The sequence below is a fragment of the uncultured Christiangramia sp. genome (assembly GCF_913046405.1).
GTDB lineage: Bacteria > Bacteroidota > Bacteroidia > Flavobacteriales > Flavobacteriaceae > Christiangramia > Christiangramia marina.
In genome coordinates, this window is record NZ_CAJWRQ010000022.1 from 1 (window position 1) to 23,588 (window position 23,588).

Sequence of the window (23,588 nt, forward strand, 5' to 3'; positions counted from 1 at the left end):
ACTTCTGTTCACCGTTATTCTTGAAAATATAATTAGCAACCTTTTTTTCGGGAAGTCGCTTAGTAAGATTTTCAAGATCTATTTTTTCACCAGTACTAATTTGCTGCTGAATTTCTTCCGTAGAAATGAATTTTATATAATCCATATTATTGGTGGCACCTTTAATACCATTGGTGATGAATAGATCCTGATGCGAATCGTTATCAAAATCTGCAAACAAGGCACTCCAGGACCATTCGGTCGCAGCAACACCACTCAGATAAGCTACTTCAGAAAACTTCAGATCACCGCGATTGATGTGCAGCGTGTTTTGCATATACTGCGGTGCAAATCCATTTCTTAAGTAATTGGAATATGTTTGAAAAGGAAATTCCAATCCGGAAGTCTTGTAGGTATGCAGGTCTTCAGGAAGCATATCAAGTGATACAATATCTGCCAGGCCGTCGTTATTCATGTCGGCAATGTCATTCCCCATGGAATAATGCGATGTATGACCTAGACTCTGTGGGCTGCTGGTTATTAAATCCTGAAAAGTACCGTCCTGTAGATTGACATACACATAATCGTTCTCGAAGAAATCATTTCCAACGTAGATATCTGGATAATTGTCATTATTTAGATCACCAACCGCGACACCCAAACCATAGCCCGTAGGACCCTGAAATATTCCTGTTTCTGCGGAAACGTCTACAAATTTTGTCCCTTCATTTCTAAAGATTCGATCTCCTGCACGGGCATCGAATGAATTCCGTTTACTACCGCGACCATAATTTCTATTGGGATGAATGGAATGATTGAGTAAGAACAGATCCAGGTCACCATCCAGATCATAATCCAGGAAAACTGATTGAGTGGAAAAGCCAATAAAATCCAGACCGTATTCCTTTGAGCTTTCTTTAAATTTTAGATTTCCTTCGGAATTAACTCCTTCATTTACGTATAATAAGTTATGACCTTCCAGACCTTCAATTCCTGCGACTTTAGAAATATAAAGATCCATAAGCCCATCATTATTAATATCGATGTTGGAAACGCCAGTGGTCCATCCTTCAGAATTATCAATATTACTTTGAGCTGTTATATCCTGAAATTTGAAATTTCCAAGATTGAGATAGAGTTTATCTGATGCTTCATTGGAGGTGAAATATAGATCGGGACGTCCATCCTTATTATAATCTGCAGTAGCGACTCCAGCGCCATTATAGTAATATAAATAATTAAGGATGTTCAACTTAGAGTCCGGATCAAGCTCATTGCTAAAATGAATTCCGGTTGATTCACTGCTTTTTTTTATAAAAAGAGTTTTCTTTTTCTCACAGGCTGAGAACAGGATAAAGATAAAAATGAAATATGTAAGCCGAATGGCTTTTTCCATAATAAATCGCTTTGAGGAGCAGGTTGAAAGGTAAATAATTTTAACAAATGTATAACAAAAAAAGAGGGCTAAAATAGCCCTCTTTTCATTCAATTTTAAAAAGTTTAGTAACCCTCGTTCTGAGTCAGATTTGGGTTAGAAATAATCGCAGATGCCGGGATTGGAAACAATGTTCTGAAATCTTCAGAAGCATCTTTATAACTCCATGCTTCCGTAAATTTACCAAAGCGAATAAGGTCATTTCTTCTCCACATCTCTGTATATAGTTCTCTTCCACGCTCGTCCAGTAGATCTTGTGCTGTAACGCTCCCTAATGGAGTTGCTTTACGAATAGTTCTAAGCTCATTTACTAATTCTGTTGCATTTCCGCCTCCACCATTAAGCGCTGCTTCAGCTTTCATTAGATGTGCATCTGCATATCTAAACACTATCTTATGTCCAGCGAAAGAACCATTGGTTGGGTGATACTTGATCACACGAACCCCGGTAGACTGACCATTACCTAAAAGTCCTGGAAGTTCTTTTGTAAAACTAAGATCTTTACCAGCTTCAGCCTGTAGTTTAGAACCATCGATCCCGTATTGCTGTCCTATTAACATCCCAAATCCTATTTGAGAACCATCAAGCATTCCATCTTCATTTTCATCGAGCTGATCTACTTCACCATCACCATCAAAATCAACTCCTACAGCAGTTCCTTCAGTTGGAACATATCCTCTACGTTCTTCCTGACCATCACCCAAAAAGTTTGAATTTGGATCACCTTCGAAAAGGTCATAAAATTCAGCTAAAGTGGTAAAACCATTCCAACCACCACCACCATTGGCAGGGGTATTCTGGTTGTAGTGTAACGTATGCCACATCATTGGACCTACTCCAGAATTCGTATACCAGATAGTTTCGTTATCAAGTTTTGGAGAGAATATACCAAAGTATCCTTCTTCAAGACCAAAGCCCATAGCGCTAATCGCATCAACATTGCTAATTACCTGTTGCATGTCACCAGCATCTGGAGAACCTGTTCCGGTGTAAACATGCTTATTTAAATACATTTTGGCTAGCATGAAGTGAACCGCTGCTTTAGTCGCACGATTTGTAGCTTCAGTTCCTGGACCTGCGGTTGAAATATTTGCTGCTGCAGTATTCAAATCTTCCATTATGAAATCAAAAGCTTCAGCTCTGGACATTACTGTAGGATCTACTTCAATTCCTTCATCTGGCCCTCTAAATGGCACCTGGCCATATAGATCCATGACCCAGAATGTAGCAAAAGCTCTTAGGAATCTTGCCTCTGCTTCCTGTTGCGGAGTGGCGTTGCTTCTTTCATCAATAACCTCAGTTGTTCTAAAGATTATGGAGTTTTGATCATTCCATACGTTTCTAACGAATTGGTGAATTGGAGACCAGCTGTGCTGATGTAATGTTCTCCAAACGCCATTATCACCCCAGTCTGTTCCTCTGGTAGGTACCAGAAATTCATCTGAACTTACTTCATTAAGTCCATAAAGGTTTTCCTGAGTTTCTAATTGTCCCCGTACAGCATCATAAATACCGCTTAAGGTCGCGTCTACGTCACCAACTCCGGTAAATTCTCCGGTCTGGTTTACGATGATCGAATCTGTTTCCTCAATTTCCAGGTCTGTACATGCACTAAAGACAAGCAGTGCACAGGCTGGAATTAAAGTAAAATACTTTCTATTTTTCATCATTCTTTTTTTTAAAATTTAGCATTTAATCCAAATGTTACCGTTCTAGGTCTAGGGAATGCTGTATAATCGATTCCAGCTGTTGGCAAACCATTTAGTGACTTATCTACACTAACTTCTGGATCAAGACCTGAATAGTCTGTGATCACAAATAGGTTTTGTCCATTAACATAAACTCTTAGATTTTCTACGAAAGAATCTTCAGCAAGAGGAATAGTATAACCAAGACTTGCATTCTGTAATCTTAAGAAATCACCCTTTTCAAGGAATCTTGTAGATACATCTGGAGCATTCGCTGGAAGTTCTCCGTTCGTAAGTACATCTGTAGTTACATTTCTACCACTGTTTATACTACCTGCAGTAAAGAATGCATTAGCAGTGTTGTTATAGATATAGTGACCAAACTGTCCTGCAAAGAAGATAGAAGCATCAAAATTTCCAAATTCTGCTCTGGTATTAATACCAAGGTTTGTAGTTGGCAGTGCACTTTTGTCAACGAATTGTTGAGCATCTCCATTAGGATAGATAGAAAGACCATTTTCGTCAAATCCACCAAACTCTCTTAAGTAGTAAGAAAACAATGGACGTCCTTCAGCCAATAGCTGAGCAAAAGCTCCGGTAAGACCCTGACCTGAAATTTGAGCCGTCTGGATCAAACCATCAAAATCCTGAAGTTCATTATCGTTATATGCTACGTTGAAACCAAAGTTCCAGAAGAAATTATCATTATCAATGATATCATAATCAATTGCGAATTCAACACCCTTATTAATAACACTGGCATCAAGATTCTGGAAAGTAAAGGGTACCGGTGAAGGTTGAGCCTGTTCTGCTACAAGAAGAAGATCCTGTGTATCCTTATAGTAAAAATCAAGACTACCAGATAATCTATCGTTCATGAAACCATAATCGATCCCCACGTTAGCCTGAGCAGTTTCCTCCCACTTCAATTCTGGGTTAGCAAAACCTGCAGTTCCAAGTCCACCACCATTTATGTTTCCACCATTATCAATTCCGTAGCCATTTAGCACACGACGAATCGTAAAGTTTCCATATCCAAGACCTTCCTGGTTACCTGTTATACCATAACCAAGTCTAAGTTTTAAAGTAGATAAAGCGTCTGGAGAAAAATCCTCCTGGTCGATCTTCCAGGCAAATGCACCTGAAGGGAAATAACCATATTGATTATCAGGACCAAATCTTGAAGATCCATCTGCTCTCATGGTGAACGTAAATAAGTATTTGTCCATCAAGGAGTAATTCAACCTGGTAAAGAAAGACTGAATTTCATCTGTATTATCGTAAGTACCACTTGTAAGTACTCTGGTATTGATTCCACCCGGACCGTTTACAGATTCTCCTAATACAGGACCATTATCTGTAAATAACCTGTCTACAAGCAAACCATCAGCATTGTAACGTAACTGGTTGAAGCCTCCATTTACCGCTCCATATAGAGCATCAATATCACCTCTTAATTCTGAAGACATTGCTCCGTTATCTGTAGATGCAAATCCAAAACCATTAGCATATCTACCTTCTCTCTGGAAATCCTGGAAAGAATAACCAACTAAAGCTGAAAAAGTAGAGTTATCAAACTGCTTATCGTAGTTTACTACAAATTCCATCAATCTATTCGTAGCTTCAAGATCGTTTAACTGAGCACGACCATTTCCTGGTGAACCATTATCGAAGTTGATAACATTTCCTGAAACTGAAGCATTCTGCTCAGATTCAGCTCTGTCATAACCTAAGGTAATTTTGGCATTAAGGTTTTCCAGGATATCATAATCTGCAGAAAGGTTTAAAAGAATTCTATCGGTTTCTGTTTCATTCTTAACATACTCAAGAATCTCAAGTGGGTTTCTACTGTTTCCAACCGGATCAAAACCTACTTCAGCTGGCCATGTTGGATTTGCGTAGTACGCTGCTCCAAGCAAGTCCCCTGTAGAAGGTCCATTATTACCAATTGGCGCCGCTTCATCCTGTACATTAGAAAGTGTCAATTGTAAACCAAGATTTAATTTGTCATCAAAAAATCTTTGATTCGCGTTCAAACGACCTGTAAGACGTTCCATTTTGGAATTCTCAACTACACCTTCAATTCCATTGTACCCTAAGGATACACGAAGGTTACCAGAACTATAACTGTTCATATAAGATAATGCATGGTTTTGAGAGATCGCAGTTCTAAGGATTTGATCCTGCCAGTCTGTATCTGCACCAAAATCCTGAGCATCTCTGTCTCCACCGTATTGTTCTACAGCATCCAGAAATTGTTCAGCGTTTAAAAGATCAAATTCATTAGCGGCATTTGCAATACTTACCGAACCATCATAAGTAAATGAACCACCCTGAACTCCTCTACCAGATTTGGTCTGGATGATTACAACCCCATTTGCTCCTCTGGAACCATAAATTGCTGTTGCAGAAGCATCTTTTAAAACACTTATGCTTTCAATATCACTAGGATTTAAGAAGTTTAAAGGGTTTCTTGAAGAGCTGGATCCAATTCCAAGGTCACCACCACCTGCAGCAGTAGCGTCACCAGCTAAAGGCACACCATCTACAACGAATAATGGATTGTTATTAGATCTTACTGAAGTTGTTCCTCGAATACGAAGCGCAATTCCAGCTCCAGGCTCACCACTTGCCTGTGTAATTTGCACACCAGCAGTTTTACCCTGGATCAATTCTTCCGGAGAAGAAATGTTACCTTTATTAAATTCTTCGGAAGTTACCGAAGCAACTGCACCGGTTGCATCCCTTACAGTTGTGGTTCCATAACCAATTAAAACTACCTCCTCAAGTTCAGAAGCATCTGTTTCGAGGTTTACATCGATGGTCTCACGACCGCTAACTTTCACCTCCTGTGTTACATATCCAACGAAGCTGTACATAAGCGTAGCATCTGCCGGAACATTGTTGATGGTGTAATTCCCATCAAAATCTGTAGTGGTACCCGTCGATGTTCCCTTGATGGAAACAGTTGCACCGGGCAGCGGACCACTCTCATCTGTCACTGTTCCGGTTACAGTTTGCGCTTTTGCCATACCGAAGGTAATAAGTGCTCCGATTAGCAAAAGGCTCCTGAAAATCAATTTTCTCATAAGTTAAAGTTTTAGTTGGAATCGCTCAAATACACGTTGAGCAGGATAAATTTATATAATTTATTGTTAACAAAACAATCGACATTCTGAATTTAAAGTATTTCGCAAACGTTTGAAATTTTTAAACGTCAATTTGTTGCAGCAAATTTTAAGGAATCCACAAAAGAATGGCGATAATGCAAAGAAATGAGCATTATCGCCATATTATTAAAAATTTCACAATTTGTTTTTTTTTACCAACAACTGTTGATAAATCTAAAATTTTTATGATTTTTACTAAGAATCTATAAAGACATTGCTTTTCCGCCGCCAAGTTCACTTACTGGACCGCAAGGAATATATTCTCCAGGAATTGGATCATACCACATAACATTCTCACCCACTTCTTCGCTGTTCTTCCATGCCCAGATTGCCATATCTCTCACATTATTTAAGTAGGCATAAGCTCCGGCATCTGAATCCATTTCAACATCAGGCTCCTGATTTTGCGCATCCTGAGTCTCTGTATTACGTTTCATATATTTCTCTTGGTCTGTTGGAGTCGCTTTCAAATACTTTTTAAGTATCTGATCGTAATCTTCTTTCGCCCCATCATCCTGTGATTTTTCAAATTCTTTTTCAAAGGCTTGTGCAAACGCATCTGCAGAACGCTTAAACTCTTTAGCTCTTTCAGGTTCAGCTACTGTATCCATGTAGGAATCAATAAACTGTGCGATATTAAGATCTGAAGCTCCAGGCGTGTCTGTCGCGGGTAAAATAGTATCAAGCACCTGTTTTAATGCAAGTCCGTTTGAAGCACTTAGGTATACCGGTTGCCAGTCGTAATCAGGTTCGTTCTTGCAGCTTTGCAAAAGACTTAATGCCGAAGGCCCTACTACAAAAACTCCTGCACCCAGTCCGAGATTTTTTATTAATTGTCTTCTATTCATGATAAAATCTTTTATGCATTAGACTTTTTAAAGTTTTTCGAGGCATGATCTGCCGCTCTTGCGGTCATCGCCATATAAGTTAAAGAAGGGTTCTGGCATCCTGCAGAAGTCATAAATGCTCCATCGGTTACATATACGTTTTTAGCTTCGTGAACCTGGTTGTTTCCGTTAAGCACAGAAGTTTTAGGATCTCTACCCATTCTGGCCATCCCCATTTCGTGTATTCCAAGTCCTGGAGCACCAATATCATCGTAACCACTAACATCTTTAAATCCAGCTTTTTCAAGCATTTGCACAGCCTGATCTACCATATCTTTGCGCATCTTCAGCTCGTTCTCTTTGAATTCGGCATCAAAAGTTACGGTTGGTAGTCCCCATTCGTCCAGTTTATTATAATCAAGACTCATTTTATTTTCGTGATACGGCAGTGTTTCTCCAAAGCCCATCAACCCCATATTCCAGCCTCCTGGTTCTGTCACCGCTTTCTTAAGATCTTCACCATAACCTGCTTCCGCAACGCTATCTGTCCAGTTCGTACGGCTGGCGCCACCCTGGTAACCATAACCTCTTAAGAAATCAACTTCACTATTACCGTTAAGATTTCTGAATCTCGGCAAGTATATTCCATTAGGCTTTCTTCCTTTATAATACATATCCTGAAAACCATCATAATTACCAGATGCCCCAGCTTTAAAATGATGATCCATCACATTATGACCTAGTTCTCCTGAGTCATTCCCCATCCCATCAGGGAAACGATCAGATTTTGATTGCATTAAAATACTTGCAGAAGCCACGGCTGAAGCACATAGAAAAACGACATTGGCTTTAAACTCCATAGTCTCTCCACTTTCAGTATCTACCACTTTTACTCCGGTAGCAAGCTTAGTTTCTGGATCATACAGCACTTCACTCACAATAGAGTTTGGTCTCAAGGTCATGTTTCCGGTTTTTTCCGCAGCAGGTAAAGTAGAAGAGTTACTACTGAAATATCCTCCATAAGGACAACCACGAATACATCTATTTCTAAACTGACATTTAGAACGGCCCTCGAACTTTTTATCACCGGTAATATGAGCAACACGACCAGAAGTCATTACCCGACCGTCGAAATTTTCAGAAATACTTTGCCTAAGATGATCTTCCACACAATTTAATTCCATTGGTGGTAAGAATTGACCATCTGGCAATTGACTCAAACCTAACTTCTCACCGCAAACTCCTATGTAGGATTCTACATAATCATACCAGGGAGAAATATCCTTATATCGAATAGGCCAGTCCACTCCTACGCCATCTTTTTTATTTGCTTCAAAATCAAGATCACTTAATCTGTAACTATGTCTTCCCCACATGATTGATCTACCTCCAACGTGGTATCCACGCATCCAGTCAAATCTTTTTGTTTCATTATAGGGATGCTTAATATCATCTACAAACCAGTGCTTGCTAGGTTCAGCAACAGTATAGCCGGTTCTAGCCTGCTTAAGCTGTCGTTTTTTCTCTTCTAGTGGAACCTGCCCTTTGAATTTATAATCCCATGGGTCATCATTCATCGTTGGATAGTCCTTGACATGCTTTACCATACGACCACGTTCCAAAACAAGCGTTTTAAAACCTTTTTCGGTAAGCTCCTTAGCTGCCCATCCACCACTAATACCTGTTCCAACAACTATGGCATCATAGCTGTCATTTTCATAATAGTTATTCACAATACATTGATTTATCGTTGAAAAAATAGTTCGAAGTCTACCAAATATATAAATTTATGGCTATAATTTTACTTCTTTAAAAAAAAGACTACATTTAATTTTCAATTTTTTAATGGCTTTAAGCCATACAACCTAAGCAAACCAAAAAAATGAATTTCAGATCACTTAGAGCCTGCAGTCTCTTTCTTGCGATTAGCCTTTCATTGTCTTTAACCTCTTGTAAAGATCAAGCTGAAGCCAGTAAAGAGAATGAATCACAGGAAGTTGCAGAAAAAACAAATGATTCCCTATTCTTCAAAATTTCGCTAGCACAATGGTCCCTTCACCGCCCAATTTTTGATGGCAGCCTGGACCCGATGGATTTTGCTGAAAAATCCAGTGAAATGGGTTTTGAAGGAGTAGAATATGTTACAAGTTTTTATGCTGAAAAAGTAAAAAATTCCAAAACTCCTGAAGAGGATCTACAAAAAGTACTGGACACACTTAAAAACAGAAGTGAAGAATTTGGTGTTCAAAACTTACTCCTTATGATCGATGGTGAAGGAGATCTAGCAACCAACGACTCCGTAGCAAGAAACCAGGCCGTAGAAAATCATAAAAAATGGGTGGACGCCGCTCAATTTCTGGGTTGTCATTCCATAAGAGTAAATCTGTTTGGTGACGAGAAAAGAGAGAACTGGAAAAACAATTCTATAGATGCCCTTAAAAAGCTATCTGAATATGCCGCAACCAAGGACATCAACGTATTAGTAGAAAATCACGGATATTTATCTTCAGATGCAGATCTTCTGGTTAGCGTAATGGATGCCGTTAATATGGAAAACTGCGGAACCCTGCCAGATTTTGGGAATTTCTGTTTGAAACGTGAAGGCGGTGCCAGATGGCAGGCAGAATGTATCGAGGAATTTCCAAAGTATGAAGGCGTGGAGAAATTGATGAAACATGCAAAAGCTGTAAGTGCAAAGTCATATACTTTTGACATGGAAGGCAACGAAGAAGTCATCGATTATAAGAAAATGCTACAGATAGTCAAAGATGGTGGCTATACAGGATTTATCGGTATCGAATATGAAGGTACAGACATCGATCCTGAAAAAGGAATTAACGCCACCAGAGATCTACTTATCAAAGCAGGAAAGCAAATTTAAATCAATTCCAACAATTCCTTTTTATGAGCAAATTAGTCCGCTTCCAATTATCCTTGATGATGTTCTTAGAATTTTTCATTTGGGGTGGATGGTTCGTTACACTGGGAACCTATCTCGGTTACAATTTAGATGCAACAGATGTTCAGATCTCAACTGCTTTTTCTACACAATCCTGGGGAGCTATTATCGCACCATTTATTGTAGGGATGATTGCCGACAGATTTTTTAATGCGGAAAAGATCCTCGGAATTTTACATCTTACAGGTGCAATTTTGATGTACTTTATGTATCAGAGTACAGATTTTGCTGAATTCTATCCATTGGTACTTGCTTACATGATCGCCTATATGCCTACTCTGGCACTGGTAAATTCGGTAAGCTTTAACCAGATGAAAGATCCTGCAAAGGAATTTTCATTTATACGCGTTTTTGGAACTATTGGCTGGATCATAGCAGGACTGGTGATCAGTTATATTTTCTTCTGGGATTCTCCAGAATCAAGACAGGAAGGAATGCTGAAAAACACCTTTTTGATGGTAAGTATTGCTTCAGCATTTTTAGGGATTTTCAGCTTTACACTTCCAAAAACTCCACCATCTGCAGATAAATCAAAAAAAGTGAGTGTAGTAGAAACACTAGGATTGGATGCATTAGGATTACTTAAAGACAGAAACTTTTTAATGTTCTTCATGGCATCTGTACTTATTTGCATTCCGCTGGCTTTTTATTATCAAAATACAAATCCATTCCTTTCTGAAGTTGGAGTAGAAAACCCAACCGGTTTGATGACCATTGGCCAGGCTTCTGAAGTATTATTCCTGCTGCTTCTACCCTTCTTCTTTAAAAGATTTGGTTTTAAATTAACCATCATTGCAGGAATGCTGGCCTGGACCTTACGTTACCTGCTTTTCGCCTATGGAAATTCCGGAGAGCTAATATTTATGCTTATCACTGGGATCGCCTTACACGGGATCTGTTATGATTTCTTCTTCGTTTCTGGACAGATCTATACAGATTTCAAAGCCGGCTCAAAATATAAAAGTTCAGCCCAGGGATTAATCACTCTCGCCACTTATGGCGTGGGAATGTTGATAGGTTTTTATGTGGCTGGTTTGATCACAAATGCGTACGTTACCGGAGATAAAATGCATGAATGGGAAACTATTTGGGTATATCCTGCGGCATTTGCATTTGGAGTCCTGCTTCTTTTTGCCTTATTTTTCAGGAACGAAAAGATCGACAAAAAAGATATTGAAATTTAAACATTGAATTATGAGTAAGATCAAACTCGGAATATTAGGCGGCGGTGAAGATTCTTTGATAGGAATTCTGCACAGAGTTGCGGCAAATATGTTCGACCAGTTTGAAATTGTAGGTGGTGTATTTGATACTAATCATCAAAAAAGTCTTGATTTTGGCGAAAAACTTCAGCTTGATCCATCAAGAGTCTATCGTGATCTAGATCACCTTGTAGATGAAGAAGCAAAGCTTTCAGAAGAAGATAGAATGCAGGTAGTTTCAGTACTCACTCCAAATTTTCTGCATTTTCCAATGGCAAAACAATTGCTCGAAAATGGATATAATGTAATTTGTGAAAAACCATTGACCACTACTTTCGAAGAAGCGAAGATCCTGAATGAACTTCAGAAGAAAAATAACAAGATTTTCGCGGTAACTTACACCTACACTGGATATCCTATGATCAGGCAAATGAAGACCATGATCGCAAATGGTGAAATAGGTGAAATTCAGAAAGTAGATGTACAATACTACCAGGGATGGATCAATCCGTTAATTCATGATAAGGAGAAACGTGCGTCCACATGGAGACTCGATCCTGAAAAGTCTGGAATTAGCTGTTGCGTTGGTGATATTGGAACGCATGCATTCAATATGGCAGAGTACGTTACCGGAATGCAGGTGAAAAATATCCTATCAGACCTTAATTATCTGTATGAAGATAATCCTATGGATATTGATGGAACCGTTCTTTTACGCTTTTCTGAAAAGATCAAAGGGGTTCTGCGGGCGAGCCAGATCGCGACAGGTGAAGAAAATAATTTTTCAGTCAAGATATATGGAGATAAAGGCGGTTTAAAATGGGAACAGGAAAATCCAAATTATCTCTATTTGCTGAAGGAGGATCAACCACTTCAAGTCCTTAAACCAGGTCATGCTTACAATAGTGACTTCTCTCTTGAGGGAACTAAACTTCCTGCAGGACATCCTGAAGGGATTTTTGATTCTATGGGGAATATCTATTATGGAGTTGCGCAGGCAATAAAAGATAAGAGCAAATTTCAAGGTGCATATCCAAAATTGCATGATGGCTATAGAGGAATGCATTTTATAGAACAAACAGTAGCTTCCCACAAACAGGGCAACGTTTGGGTAAGCATGGAAGAAGAATAATATGATGAAGACAATAAAAGGACCGGCAGTTTTTCTGGCTCAGTTTATGGATGATCATGCGCCTTTCAATTCCCTGGAAGGATTATGTAAATGGGCTTCAGACTTAGGCTATAAAGGAATTCAGATCCCAACCTGGGAAACCAGGCTCATTGATCTTAAAAAGGCTGCTGAAAGTAAAACGTATTGCGAAGAGCTGGCAGGAACTGTAGGGTCTTACGGACTTGAGATCACAGAACTAAGCACACACCTGCAGGGACAGCTGGTAGCTGTACATCCAGCTTATGACCTAATGTTCGATAACTTTGCTCCAGATGATTATAAGAATAATCCTAAAGCAAGAACCGAATGGGCGGTAAATCAGCTAAAGTATGCGGCTAAGGCTAGCAGAAATTTAGGAATTGATGTTCATGGAACCTTTAGTGGTACTTTGTTATGGCACACCTTTCACCCATGGCCTCAGCGACCTGAAGGACTTGTGGAAATGGGTTTTAAAGAACTTGCAGACAGATGGATGCCAATCCTGAATACTTTTGATGAACAGGGAGTTGACGTTTGCTATGAAATACATCCTGGAGAGGACCTGCATGATGGGGTAACCTTTGAACGTTTTCTGGAGGCTACCAATAATCACAAGCGAGTAAATATTCTATATGACCCAAGCCACTTTGTATTACAGCAACTCGATTACTTGGAGTACATTGATCACTATCATGAGTTTATAAAAATGTTCCATGTTAAAGATGCTGAATTCAAACCTACAGGTAAAAAAGGAATGTTTGGTGGCTATGGGGACTGGAAAGATAGGGCTGGTAGATACAGACATCCAGGTGATGGTCAGGTAGATTTTAAAAATGCTTTTTCTAAACTAACCGAATACGGTTGTGACGTATGGGCAGTGCTGGAATGGGAATGCTGTATCAAAAGCCCTGAACAGGGTGCCAGAGAAGGTGCTCCATTCATTCAGAAGCACATTATTGAAGCAACTCAAAAGCGTTTCGATGATTTTGCAGGTTCAGAAATCGATGAAAATAAACTGAGGAATATTTTAGGAATTTAAACATATTAAAATGAAAAGATTAGCAATTATTGGTTGTTCAATATTAGCGCTTACTGCGTGTAAGAACGAAAATAAAGAAACCGAAGCTGAGAACATGGACACTCAGGAGTCAGTTGCCATGCAGGAAGAAGAGCATGAATGGCAGAAATTATTTAACGGTGAAGATCTTCAGGGTTGGAAAGCGTATAATAAGGACAGCATCTCTTCCCAATGGAAAGTTGAAGATGGTGTGATCGCTTTTGCACCTTCAGCTGAAGAAAGAGAATCTTCTGAAAATCTTATTACTGAAGAGGAATTCGAAAACTTTGAAATGAGTTTTGAATGGAAAATTTCCGAAGGTGGAAATAGCGGTGTGATGTGGGCAGTTCAGGAAGATGAAAAATATGCTGAGCCTTATTTAACCGGACCAGAAATACAGGTACTTGACAATCAAAAACACCCAGACGCTAAAAATGGTCCAAACCGAACTGCAGGAGCCCTTTACGATATGGTTCCTCCAAGCGAGGATGCGACCAATCCAGCCGGAGAATGGAATAAAGAAACCATTTATATTAACCACGAGGAGAATAAAGGATGGGTAGAACTAAATGGAACTCGTGTTACTGAATTTCCTGTACATGGAGAAGAATGGGAAGAAATGGTGAAGAACTCAAAGTTTGGTGAATGGGAAGGTTTCGGAGCTAATCGTAGCGGCCATATTGCTTTACAGGACCATGATGATAAAGTTTGGTATCGTAACATAAAGATTAAGGAATTATAAAATTCTGCTAAATAATAATTAAAGCTGCGTGATGCAGCTTTTTTTATACCCCATACTCTGTAAAATAAAGTATCTTAAAAAAATAAAATTGATACATGAACAAGAAAGATATAAGCTTTAAAAATGCAGACGGTAAAGAACTGAAGGGCGTTCTGGAATTACCACTTAATGAAACCCCTACAAATTTCGCGATCTTTGCCCACTGTTTTACCTGTAACAAAAATTTTCACGCTCCTACGAACATTAGCCGGACGCTGGCATCACATGGTTACGGAGTTCTTAGATTCGATTTTACGGGCCTGGGAGATAGTGAAGGAGACTTTGAAGACACCAACTTTTCAGGAAATGTAGAAGATCTTATTTCTGCAGCTAAGTACCTGGAGGAAAATTTCCATGCTCCCAGCATCATGATTGGACATTCCCTGGGAGGAGCAGCAGCCTTATTTGCCTCAAAACAACTTGAAAGTATTCGTTGTATGGTCACTATAAATGCACCTTCCAATCTTACCCACGTAAAATCCCATTTCAAATCCAATATGAAAGAGATCGAAAAACAGGGCTATGCCGAAGTGAATATTGGCGGTAGAGAATTCAGGATCAAACAACAATTTGTAAAAGACCTGGATGACAATGAGAATGCTACAGCGCTTCAGGAAATTAGAAAAGCTCTATTGATACTACATTCACCCCAAGATAATATTGTTTCCATAGATCATGCTGAAGATCTGTATAGATCTGCGTGGCATCCAAAAAGCTTTGTGAGCCTTGACGGAGCAGACCATATGCTGAGTGATAGGAGTGACTCCTTATATACAGGAAATCTCATTGCTACCTGGGCTGCACGTTATATAGATTCCGAAGAAAAGGAAGAACTAAGTACAGATCATGAGGTGGTCGCTAACCTTGGTGAACATGGCTACACTACCCAGATTAGAACGGGAAATCATAGTTTTATAGCAGATGAACCTGCTAAAGTTGGTGGTGCAGATCTTGGTCCTACTCCTTACGAGTTGGTTTCGGCGGGACTTGCCGCCTGTACTTCCATGACCATTCAAATGTATGCCCGCCGGAAGAACTGGAGCATTCAGAATGTAGAAACACATGTAAGTTATTCGAAAAAGCATGCTGATGACTGCGAAAATTGCGAAGATGCCGGTGCTAAAATTGATACTTTCGAAAGAGAGATCTCGATCAAAGGTGATCTTGATGAAAAGCAACTGGAACGTGTCATGCAGATTGCGGATAAATGCCCGGTCCATAAAACCTTATCCTCTACCGGGAAAATAAATTCAAAATTACGTGATTAAGCGGTTATGGTTCTATTGTTAAGCTCTCCTTAAACTTTTGGCAGCACATTACATTAGGACTAATTTAGACCTGTAAACCGAATTTTAACCAATCGATACAGTATGAAACGTATTAGTTTATCTCTAGTTCTTTGCGCAGGATTAGTTTTCACAGGATGTAAAGACGACAAGAAAGAAAAAGAAATGGATGACCAGAATGAGACCGAAATGTCTTCAGAAATGGACAGCCAGAAAAATGAAGAAAAGAAGAAAGCAAAAGTCACTTTGCAATCTGTTAGCAATTCAGACCTTAGTGGTAATGTAGTATTCACCCAGGAAGATGGTGAAGTTTCTATGACTGCGATAATTAGTGGTCTTACTGAAGGAACTCACGCTATCCACATTCATGAAAAAGGAGACTGTTCTGCAGCAGATGGTAAATCTGCCGGTGGACACTGGAACCCAACTGGTGAAGACCATGGTAAATGGGATGATTCAGAAGGTTTCCATAAAGGTGATATCGGAAACTTCGAAGTTGATGAAAATGGAAACGGAACCGTTAATCTTACAACCGATGAGTGGTGTCTTGATTGTGGCGACAAAAATAAAGATCTTGCTGGAAAAGCAGTGATCGTTCATGATGGTGTAGATGATTATACATCTCAACCTTCAGGAGCTGCCGGAACCAGAGTTGGTTGTGGAGTTATTGAAATGTAACAAGCATTAAATATTATTTGAAAGCGGCTATTTAGCCGCTTTTTTTATACCATATTATGAACTATATTTATTTTTTATAAATACTACTTATGCAGCAAGACGGTTTAATCCTTGAACTTCAGAATGGTAACCAAAGAGCTTTTGAAAGAATCTACGAGCTTTATTCTGAAAGTGTTTACGGTATTATATTCAGTATAGTGAATGATCAGGATATAGCAGAGGAAATATTACAGGATGTCTTTTTAAAGATCTGGAATAACGCTTCATCTTACAACTCGAGCAAAGGAAGGTTTTTTACCTGGATTTTAAATATTGCCCGGAACGCTTCTATAGATCAGCTTCGCTCCAAGAGACACAAGAACAGCCAGAAAAACCTGACAGCAGATAATTTCGTAGATATTCTGGAAAGCAAATCTAACTTCTCTGCTCAGGCAGATGCAATTGGAATTCAGAAATATATTGATGTTCTAAAGCCTGTTTGCAAAAAATTGATAGATCTGCTGTTCTTTAAAGGATTTACACAGAAGGAAACAGCGGAAGAGCTGGATATGCCACTGGGCACGGTTAAAACCCGAAACAGAGCGTGTATCAATTCACTTCGGAATATGTTAGCTGAATAAGAATGGATATCAAAGAATACATAGAATCAGGAATTTTAGAGCTTTACGTTTATGGAGCTTTAACCGAAACTGAAAGCAGGGAAGTGTCTGCAATACTTAAGGAACATCCTGAAGTTGAAAAGGAAGTTGAAGAGATTGAGGCTGCATTGCTTAAACTCTCTGCAGCGACTGCTCCTTACAATCCAGAAGCCTTGCTAGCCAGTATAAAAACCAAGCTCTCTGGAAAAGGTGATCGTGAAGTAGTTACCATGGAAACTGAAAGTAGAACACCGTGGGTATCTTATATTGGCTGGGCAGCCAGTATCTTGCTATTAGTTGGTTTATTCTTCCTTTTCGGAGATAACAACGATCTAAGAGAGCAACTAAATTCTGAAAAAGTACGCAGCGCGAGAATGGAACAGCAAATTGTTGATATTCGTGAAGACGCAGAAAAAAGCGAAGATCTCCTTGCCATTCTTAGAAGTAAGAACGTTTCAAGGGTAAGTCTGCTAGGTCAGAAAGTAGCTCCTGAAGCATATGCAGCGGTTTACTGGAACAAGGAAGATAATAAAGCATACATTGATGCAAAGGAATTACCTGAACCTCCAAGAGGAAAGGTCTACCAGGTATGGTCTCTGAAAATGGATCCTTTAACACCAACGAGTATAGGTCTTCTGGATTCTTACGCAGTAGACGACAACAAAATATTCGAGCTTGAGAATGCAAACCAGTCTGAAGCATTCGGTATTACACTGGAGCCTGAAGGTGGTAGTGAATCACCAACCATGGAACAACTCTATGTACTTGGTGCAGTATCTGCTCCCTAACAAATAAAACAACTCCGATAGATTTTAAGAACCCTGCGTTATAACGCAGGGTTTTGTTTTTCTAGATCAATAAAAGCAAACTACACCTTAAATAAATTAATAAGCCCCACGCGAATGCGTGGGGCTTACTTTGTAAACGTTAGAAGGATTTCCGAGGGTCCTCACTCCTAACATCTAACCAACCAAAAAAATCAAAAACTCAAATCGACATAATTCGACCAAAAATTATTCAAACAAACCGAGTTTATATATCAAGATATACGGAAGCTTCTTCCCTACGGTTTTAAAATAATCAACTTTAACATTTCAACATCAATTGTTTAGCCATAATTTGAAGTCTTTAACTCGTTCCCGACTTACTATGATCTGGAATTCAGTAAAGTTTTCGATCTTCACTTCAAGTCTTGAATTGGAATAGGTTAGTATGTCTTTGATCGCTTTGATATTAAGGATACATTTTCGATTCACGCGGTAGAATTTTTCGGGATCTAACTCATCCTCCAATTGTTCTAGCGGAATATCAACCGGATAATTTCTCCCGGAATAACAATGTATATAGGTTGCTTTGTTTTCAGAATAAAAGCAGGCGATATCGCTGGCTTCAACCAGTTTTAAATGCTGGCCAACCTGAGCTGTAAATCGGGATTTATAAGTTTTCAAAGAAGATTGTCCTGTAAGCATGCTCCTAATTTCCTGGAGATCTAGTCCTTCCTTCTTTCTCGTACTTTCAAATTTTGTGATTGCGGCTTCCAGTTCCTCGTCGTCAATTGGCTTCAGCAGGTAATCGATACTATTTAATTTGAAGGCTTTCAAAGCATATTCATCGTAGGCCGTCGTGAAGATAATGGCACTTTTCGGAGAAACCTGTTCAAAGATCTCAAAGGAGAGTCCGTCGCTTAACTGGATGTCCAGAAATATAAGCTCAGGATCCGGATTATTCTGGAACCACTTAACAGCATCACTAACCGAATGTAGCATCACTTCCGTAGTCATTCCGAGATTAGTCAGCATTCTCTGCAAGCGTCTTGCGGCAGGTTTTTCGTCTTCAATAATTACTACTTTCGTCACAGTCCTGGTTTATTTCCAAAGTTGCTTTTTATCTTTTTCCATAATCTCTTTGATCTTACGCTCTTCCCATGATTTTCCGAAGATAAAGTTCGGTCCAAAAACGCTCGCCCAATGAGCGAACAAACCTATCCCCCAAAAGAACAATGTAGAATAGTTCTGCCACCTCGTTAGCCCCTCTTCTAAGCCTGTCTGGCGTGTACTTACCACAAAAATGGCTATATTAACGAATATATATACTATAAGGTGAACGTAAAAACCTTTGATATCCTTGATCCTTTTCTGCGCCTGCTTGTAGCGCATATCTTTTCTATAATCGATTTCCATTAGTTCCAGCTTTTATTTTGTTGTTGATCCTTTTCCATTAATTCCCTGATCTTACGCTCTTCCCAGTCAGATCCATATCCAAATACTGAAAAACCGTGAATGGCCAATCCAATTCCCCATCCAAATAACGGAAACCAGAACCACTGGAAACCCCAGTAGGTAAAGTAATTTATAAATATTAGAAAAGGTATTACTACGCAGTAAGATATAAGGTTTCCATAAAACTCCTTGATCTCCTTTACTCTCTGTTTTGCCTTGAAATAAGCATTTTGTTCGTTAATAGTGGTCGATTCCATTATTGATATTTGTTTAGTTAATATTGGAAGTTTCACTTTGAAGTGATCCTCATTTTGTTCGATTAAAACTTTACGTTCGGTCACCACATCGTAGCGGTTCACGATATTCTGAAGCCCTACGCCTTTACGATCGCCCAGAACTTCTTTTTTCTGAAAGTTGTTCTGTACAACCAGGTAACCATTTTCCTCAATGATTTTAATATGTAAAGGCCTGCTGTCGCTTACCACGTTATGTTTGATGGTATTCTCGAGCAATAGCTGTAATGATAATGGGACAACTTTTGCTTCTTCTGAAGATAATTGCTCTGGAAATTCAAAGAAGATACTGTCTTCAAAACGCATTTCTAGCAATTTCATATAGGTCTTGGCAAATTTCAGTTCTTCTGAAAGTGGCACCAGATCTTTATCCTTCTGTTCCAGAACATAACGGTAGACTTTGGATAGTGAGGTAGTAAAACGTTGTGCCTGGTATGGGTTTTCATCTATTAGGGAAGCAAGCACATTCAGACTATTAAAGAGAAAATGTGGATCTAATTGATTCTTTAGTGCATCAAATTTAGCTGAAGCTGTTCCTGCAATGATCTTTTGCTCCTTTACTCTCTTCTCCTGAAGTGCTTTATAAAAATAAATAAGATGAAAAACCAGGGTAACGATCGTGGTAAATAGTAGCGGAAAGAAATAATAGCTCAGACTTTCATTCTCGAGAAACTCCGGTATTGGCTGTTTTCCAAAAACTGTTTTATCAATTAGTCTGCATAGAAAATATCCCAGTAAGGTCAATATAATCGAACCGGAAGAAGCTATAAAAGCCCTTTTGAGTCCGGCGTCTTTCCAACCTACCTTTTTATTAAAGTAATAGAAGTAAAGTACATTAATTGAAGTAAGAACAAATGAATAGAAGAAATACATGGCCAGGTTCTCCCAGTCGGCAAGTGCTTCAAAGCTAAATCCATTAAATGTAGCATCCAGTAGAGCTATGACTAAACTCACAATAACACTGATCTTTAATATTTTTAATAAGTTCTTCATTTGTGTAATTCTATATCAAAGATGTACTCTTTCTGTCTTTTCCTGAAAGTTTTGTAACTGAACTGTCATTTCTTCTAGCTGAACTGTTAGTTGCATACCCAATGTATTCGGTAAATTAGAAAATCTTTAACATAAAAATGAATATCTTGGAAACAAATCATAAAATTCAAACACATGACAATTTTTGAAGCATTAAGACAGGAGCACGAAATACAGCGTGACCTGATCGACAAGCTTATAAAAACCGAAGGAAAAACTGAAGAAAGAAAAAAGATCTTTGAAGATCTAAAACATGAATTAAAAATTCATGAAGATGCTGAAGAGCGTCATTTTTATATTCCGCTAATGGAAAAGGACATGACCCAGGAAAAGGCGAGACATAGTGTTGCAGAGCATCATGAAATGGATGAATTAGTGGAACAACTTGAAGATACCGAAATGGACGCTTCTAACTGGCTGAAGATTGCCAAAGATCTGGAACATCAATTGATCCACCATCTCGATGAGGAAGAGCAGGAAGTATTTCAGTTGGCTGGAAAAGTACTTACCGATAATCAAAAAACTTCTTTGGCCTCAGATTATAATAAGGAGATCAAAGAAAGAAGATAAATAAAAAAAAGCCGTCATAAGACGGCCTTTTTTTTTATGCTTTATCCTTATCCATTGACATTCGTTCTTCATGACCCTTAAAAGGTCTTATGATCAATCTCGCAGCCTTGTCGAAATTCACGTAGTTATATAGCCAATTAAAGAATGTAACCGCGCGGTTACGAAAGCCCACCAGAAACCACAAGTGCACGAACATCCATACAAACCAGGCAAAGAAACCTGAAAATTTCCACTTGTGCAGGTCTACTACTGCCCTGTTTCTACCAACGGTGGCCATAGTTCCTTTATCAAAATAATCGAAAGCTTCCAGAGGCTCTCCTTTGATCAATCTTTTTATGTTTTTAGCTAGATGTTTCCCTTGCTGTATAGCAGGTTGAGCCACCATAGGATGACCTCTCGGGAAGTCTTCGGTAGCCATTAAAGCGATATCACCAATGGCGAAGATATTCTCATAACCATTGATTTGGTTAAAGGCATTTACCTCATAACGGTTCGCTTTTTCGACCATGGCTGAAGCATTCAAACCTTCTACAGGTGCTCCGGTAACCCCGGCAGACCAGATAAAAGTTTCCGTTTTAAGTGCGAGTTCAGTATTGGTTGTTACCAAATGACCGTCATAGTTTTCAACCATCGTATTCAGGTGTACTTTCACACCAAGTTCTTCCAGCATTTCCTGAGCCTTTTCAGAAGCATGTTCACTCATAGGAGGTAATACGCGTCCCATACCTTCCAGAAGATGAATGTTCATTTCATTTGGATCCAGATCGGGATAATCTTTGGGTACTATATGATTTCGAAGTTCTGCAATCGCACCGGCAAGTTCCACACCAGTAGGTCCTGCTCCTGCTAGAACAAAGTTCAGTAATGATTTTCGTTTTTCAGGATCATCTGTGATGGTAGCCTGTTCCAGGTTTTCCAGGATAAGACTACGAATATTCAGGGCCTGTGGAACAGTTTTCATCCACATTCCATGTTCTTCAATACTATCATTTCCGAAGAAGTTAGTTTTTGAACCGGTCGCAATGACCAGATAATCGTAGATAATATCACCAATACTGGTATGAACGGTATTTTTTTGCGCAGAAATTGATTTTACCTCCGTAAGTCTGAAAAAACATCGATCACTGGAACGCGTAATTTTTCTTAATGGATAAGCAATCGAATCTGGTTCCAGTCCCGAAGTGGAAACCTGGTATAGCAATGGCTGAAAAGTGTGGTAATTATGGCGATCCAGCAAGACCATTTGCACGTCCTGCTTCAATAAATTTCTTGCCAGTGCCAGCCCGGCGAAGCCACCGCCAACTACTACAACTCTAGGTAAATCAGACTTTGGAATAATCATTTTCGGTTGGTTTTATTCAAATTTAAGATTCTTAGAAGCAAAGAAAGATGGATTAACTATAAATTAAAGATTTTTGTAACGCTACAGGCTTTTTATCTACCTATTAGTGCTAACCAAGAAGATTCGTGAACAAAGACCTAGAACATCAGTTTGTAACAAACCTGGAGCAAAACCAGAACATTGCACACAAAATCTGCCGTATCTATACCAATGATCAGGAATCACACAATGATCTTTTTCAGGAAATTACGATACAGTTATGGAAAGCTTACCCCAAGTTTAGGGGAGATTCAAAGTTTAGTACCTGGATGTACAGGGTTGCTTTAAATACGGCGATCACGCTTTACCGAAAAAAGAAGAAAAGTATACGAACCCAGGATTATGATAGCGTACACTTTAAAATAAAAACGGAAGCTTATGATGATACTGCGGAACAACATTTGAAACTAATGTATGATGCAATCAAACAATTGAACGATATCGACAAGGCACTAGTCTTTCTATATCTTGAAGATAAAAATTATGCCGAGATCTCTGAAACTCTTGGGATCACCGAAGTTAATGCACGTGTAAAAATGAATAGAGTGAAAACGAAATTACAAAACATTATAAATCCTTGATAGCGTATGGATAATTTAGATCTATTAAAAAAGGATTGGAAGAAGCAGGAGAAGTCTATTCCCCAGCTGTCCTACGACGAGATATATAAGCTTATCTGGAAGCGTTCTTCTTCGATCGTGAAGTGGATATTCTTTATAAGTATTATCGAATTCGGACTGGGTGCTGGTCTGAATATTTTTATCACAGATGATGAATACTGGGCTAAACTGGAAAAATATAATCTTACATTATTCTCAATTATAACATATGTGGTCTCTTACCTAATCACATTTTATTTTATCTATAAATTCTATAAAAATTACCGCGCGATCAATGCTACAGATAGTGCTGCAGTTTTAATGAAGACCATTTTAAAAGTTAGGAAAACCGTAAAATATTATATAGGCTTCATACTAATTTCCAGTGCTTTTGTTTTTATATTTTCCATTATAATTGTTTTTAGAACTCATGCAATGACCCCAGAAATTGCAGATCCAGATATGGCTTTCGATTGGAAGAATTGGGTACTATTTATTGGAGGGATTTTACTCCTACTTGCAGTCATACTCGGAGTGATCTGGTTGATCTACACGCTGGTGTACGGAATCCTGCTTCGAAGATTGCACCGAAATTATAAGGAATTGAAAAAGTTAGAAATGTAAAAGTAAAAGCCGGAATGAAT

The 23,588-nt window shown here is 38.9% G+C and carries 21 protein-coding genes; 12 read left to right on the forward strand and 9 right to left on the reverse strand.

The genetic code is table 11. The features are described 5' to 3' along the window. The 5 genes from QZ620_RS04630 to QZ620_RS04650 all read right to left on the reverse strand — a co-directional run. Window positions 1-1,375, reverse strand: a 1,375-nt coding sequence (locus tag QZ620_RS04630; protein ID WP_295179542.1) for a VCBS repeat-containing protein, incomplete at its 3' end; no start/stop codon positions are given. 104 nt (window positions 1,376-1,479) lie between these two features. Beyond that, entirely contained in the window at window positions 1,480-3,084 is a 1,605-nt protein-coding gene (locus tag QZ620_RS04635; RefSeq protein WP_366935438.1) for a RagB/SusD family nutrient uptake outer membrane protein, read from the reverse strand. A gap of 8 nt (window positions 3,085-3,092) precedes the next feature. Beyond that, window positions 3,093-6,191: a SusC/RagA family TonB-linked outer membrane protein gene (locus QZ620_RS04640; protein WP_295179543.1), complete on the reverse strand. Its 3,099-nt coding sequence runs from the start codon at window positions 6,189-6,191 to the stop codon at window positions 3,093-3,095. Between the two features lie 284 nt (window positions 6,192-6,475). Further along, window positions 6,476-7,120, reverse strand: a complete 645-nt coding sequence (locus tag QZ620_RS04645) for a gluconate 2-dehydrogenase subunit 3 family protein (RefSeq protein WP_295179544.1) — start codon at window positions 7,118-7,120, stop codon at window positions 6,476-6,478. 11 nt (window positions 7,121-7,131) lie between these two features. After that, a complete protein-coding gene (locus tag QZ620_RS04650) occupies window positions 7,132-8,832 on the reverse strand; it encodes a GMC family oxidoreductase (RefSeq protein ID WP_295179545.1) in 1,701 nt (566 codons plus the stop codon). A 149-nt stretch (window positions 8,833-8,981) separates the two neighbouring features. On the opposite strand from QZ620_RS04650, the gene QZ620_RS04655 reads away from it, so the two are divergent. The 9 genes from QZ620_RS04655 to QZ620_RS04695 all read left to right on the forward strand — a co-directional run bounded on the left by QZ620_RS04655 (window position 8,982) and on the right by QZ620_RS04695 (window position 17,638). Further along, window positions 8,982-9,980, forward strand: coding sequence for a sugar phosphate isomerase/epimerase (locus QZ620_RS04655; protein ID WP_295179547.1), 999 nt, complete (start codon window positions 8,982-8,984; stop codon window positions 9,978-9,980). Between the two features lie 23 nt (window positions 9,981-10,003). Then, window positions 10,004-11,242, forward strand: coding sequence for a nucleoside permease (locus tag QZ620_RS04660; protein WP_295179549.1), 1,239 nt, complete (start codon window positions 10,004-10,006; stop codon window positions 11,240-11,242). 7 nt (window positions 11,243-11,249) lie between these two features. After that, window positions 11,250-12,392, forward strand: a complete 1,143-nt coding sequence (locus QZ620_RS04665) for a Gfo/Idh/MocA family oxidoreductase (RefSeq protein ID WP_295179585.1) — start codon at window positions 11,250-11,252, stop codon at window positions 12,390-12,392. 4 nt (window positions 12,393-12,396) lie between these two features. Next, the gene (locus tag QZ620_RS04670; RefSeq protein ID WP_295179586.1) at window positions 12,397-13,449 is read left to right on the forward strand and encodes a sugar phosphate isomerase/epimerase; all 1,053 of its coding nucleotides are present in this window, start codon (window positions 12,397-12,399) and stop codon (window positions 13,447-13,449) included. 10 nt (window positions 13,450-13,459) lie between these two features. Then, window positions 13,460-14,209 carry a DUF1080 domain-containing protein gene (locus QZ620_RS04675; RefSeq protein WP_295179551.1) on the forward strand — a complete coding sequence of 250 codons (750 nt, stop codon included), beginning with the start codon at window positions 13,460-13,462 and terminating at the stop codon, window positions 14,207-14,209. A gap of 95 nt (window positions 14,210-14,304) precedes the next feature. After that, window positions 14,305-15,516 (forward strand): bifunctional alpha/beta hydrolase/OsmC family protein, encoded by a 1,212-nt coding sequence (locus tag QZ620_RS04680; RefSeq protein ID WP_295179553.1) that lies wholly within the window; start codon window positions 14,305-14,307, stop codon window positions 15,514-15,516. Window positions 15,517-15,618: 102 nt separating this feature from the next. Next, window positions 15,619-16,212, forward strand: a complete 594-nt coding sequence (locus tag QZ620_RS04685) for a superoxide dismutase family protein (RefSeq protein WP_295179555.1) — start codon at window positions 15,619-15,621, stop codon at window positions 16,210-16,212. Window positions 16,213-16,301: 89 nt separating this feature from the next. Continuing rightward, window positions 16,302-16,832, forward strand: coding sequence for a sigma-70 family RNA polymerase sigma factor (locus QZ620_RS04690; RefSeq protein WP_295179557.1), 531 nt, complete (start codon window positions 16,302-16,304; stop codon window positions 16,830-16,832). 2 nt (window positions 16,833-16,834) lie between these two features. Further along, complete coding sequence (locus QZ620_RS04695; RefSeq protein WP_295179559.1) at window positions 16,835-17,638, forward strand: anti-sigma factor; 804 nt, start codon at window positions 16,835-16,837, stop codon at window positions 17,636-17,638. A gap of 312 nt (window positions 17,639-17,950) precedes the next feature. On the opposite strand, the gene QZ620_RS04700 is transcribed toward QZ620_RS04695, so the two are convergent. From QZ620_RS04700 to QZ620_RS04710, 3 genes are read right to left on the reverse strand one after another with little or no spacing between them, the layout of a single operon-like run. Then, the gene (locus QZ620_RS04700) at window positions 17,951-18,706 is read right to left on the reverse strand and encodes a LytTR family DNA-binding domain-containing protein (RefSeq protein ID WP_295179560.1); all 756 of its coding nucleotides are present in this window, start codon (window positions 18,704-18,706) and stop codon (window positions 17,951-17,953) included. Window positions 18,707-18,715: 9 nt separating this feature from the next. Further along, a complete protein-coding gene (locus QZ620_RS04705) occupies window positions 18,716-19,030 on the reverse strand; it encodes a 2TM domain-containing protein (RefSeq protein ID WP_295179562.1) in 315 nt (104 codons plus the stop codon). Then, window positions 19,030-20,355: a 2TM domain-containing protein gene (locus QZ620_RS04710; protein WP_295179564.1), complete on the reverse strand. Its 1,326-nt coding sequence runs from the start codon at window positions 20,353-20,355 to the stop codon at window positions 19,030-19,032. Before QZ620_RS04710 ends, QZ620_RS04705 begins: the two co-directional genes overlap by 1 nt. A gap of 174 nt (window positions 20,356-20,529) precedes the next feature. On the opposite strand from QZ620_RS04710, the gene QZ620_RS04715 reads away from it, so the two are divergent. Continuing rightward, window positions 20,530-20,964: a hemerythrin domain-containing protein gene (locus QZ620_RS04715; protein ID WP_141877961.1), complete on the forward strand. Its 435-nt coding sequence runs from the start codon at window positions 20,530-20,532 to the stop codon at window positions 20,962-20,964. Between the two features lie 34 nt (window positions 20,965-20,998). On the opposite strand, the gene QZ620_RS04720 is transcribed toward QZ620_RS04715, so the two are convergent. Next, entirely contained in the window at window positions 20,999-22,306 is a 1,308-nt protein-coding gene (locus QZ620_RS04720; RefSeq protein ID WP_295179567.1) for an NAD(P)/FAD-dependent oxidoreductase, read from the reverse strand. Window positions 22,307-22,431: 125 nt separating this feature from the next. Here QZ620_RS04720 and QZ620_RS04725 point away from each other — a divergent pair, with 125 nt between their 5' ends. Both QZ620_RS04725 and QZ620_RS04730 read left to right on the forward strand, forming a co-directional pair. Beyond that, entirely contained in the window at window positions 22,432-22,926 is a 495-nt protein-coding gene (locus QZ620_RS04725) for a sigma-70 family RNA polymerase sigma factor (protein ID WP_141877963.1), read from the forward strand. Window positions 22,927-22,932: 6 nt separating this feature from the next. Then, window positions 22,933-23,568: a hypothetical protein gene (locus QZ620_RS04730; RefSeq protein WP_295179570.1), complete on the forward strand. Its 636-nt coding sequence runs from the start codon at window positions 22,933-22,935 to the stop codon at window positions 23,566-23,568. Window positions 23,569-23,588 lie beyond the last annotated feature (20 nt).

What these genes read in the sequence shown, in the direction of transcription:
- QZ620_RS04635 (WP_366935438.1), bottom strand. Translation starts at nt 3,084, where the DNA reads ATGATGAAAAATAGAAAGTATTTTACTTTAATTCCAGCCTGTGCACTG.
- QZ620_RS04640 (WP_295179543.1), bottom strand. Translation starts at nt 6,191, where the DNA reads ATGAGAAAATTGATTTTCAGGAGCCTTTTGCTAATCGGAGCACTTATT.
- QZ620_RS04645 (WP_295179544.1), bottom strand. Translation starts at nt 7,120, where the DNA reads ATGAATAGAAGACAATTAATAAAAAATCTCGGACTGGGTGCAGGAGTT.
- QZ620_RS04655 (WP_295179547.1), top strand. Translation starts at nt 8,982, where the DNA reads ATGAATTTCAGATCACTTAGAGCCTGCAGTCTCTTTCTTGCGATTAGC.
- QZ620_RS04660 (WP_295179549.1), top strand. Translation starts at nt 10,004, where the DNA reads ATGAGCAAATTAGTCCGCTTCCAATTATCCTTGATGATGTTCTTAGAA.
- QZ620_RS04670 (WP_295179586.1), top strand. Translation starts at nt 12,397, where the DNA reads ATGAAGACAATAAAAGGACCGGCAGTTTTTCTGGCTCAGTTTATGGAT.
- QZ620_RS04675 (WP_295179551.1), top strand. Translation starts at nt 13,460, where the DNA reads ATGAAAAGATTAGCAATTATTGGTTGTTCAATATTAGCGCTTACTGCG.
- QZ620_RS04680 (WP_295179553.1), top strand. Translation starts at nt 14,305, where the DNA reads ATGAACAAGAAAGATATAAGCTTTAAAAATGCAGACGGTAAAGAACTG.
- QZ620_RS04685 (WP_295179555.1), top strand. Translation starts at nt 15,619, where the DNA reads ATGAAACGTATTAGTTTATCTCTAGTTCTTTGCGCAGGATTAGTTTTC.
- QZ620_RS04690 (WP_295179557.1), top strand. Translation starts at nt 16,302, where the DNA reads ATGCAGCAAGACGGTTTAATCCTTGAACTTCAGAATGGTAACCAAAGA.
- QZ620_RS04695 (WP_295179559.1), top strand. Translation starts at nt 16,835, where the DNA reads ATGGATATCAAAGAATACATAGAATCAGGAATTTTAGAGCTTTACGTT.
- QZ620_RS04705 (WP_295179562.1), bottom strand. Translation starts at nt 19,030, where the DNA reads ATGGAAATCGATTATAGAAAAGATATGCGCTACAAGCAGGCGCAGAAA.
- QZ620_RS04710 (WP_295179564.1), bottom strand. Translation starts at nt 20,355, where the DNA reads ATGAAGAACTTATTAAAAATATTAAAGATCAGTGTTATTGTGAGTTTA.
- QZ620_RS04715 (WP_141877961.1), top strand. Translation starts at nt 20,530, where the DNA reads ATGACAATTTTTGAAGCATTAAGACAGGAGCACGAAATACAGCGTGAC.
- QZ620_RS04720 (WP_295179567.1), bottom strand. Translation starts at nt 22,306, where the DNA reads ATGATTATTCCAAAGTCTGATTTACCTAGAGTTGTAGTAGTTGGCGGT.
- QZ620_RS04730 (WP_295179570.1), top strand. Translation starts at nt 22,933, where the DNA reads ATGGATAATTTAGATCTATTAAAAAAGGATTGGAAGAAGCAGGAGAAG.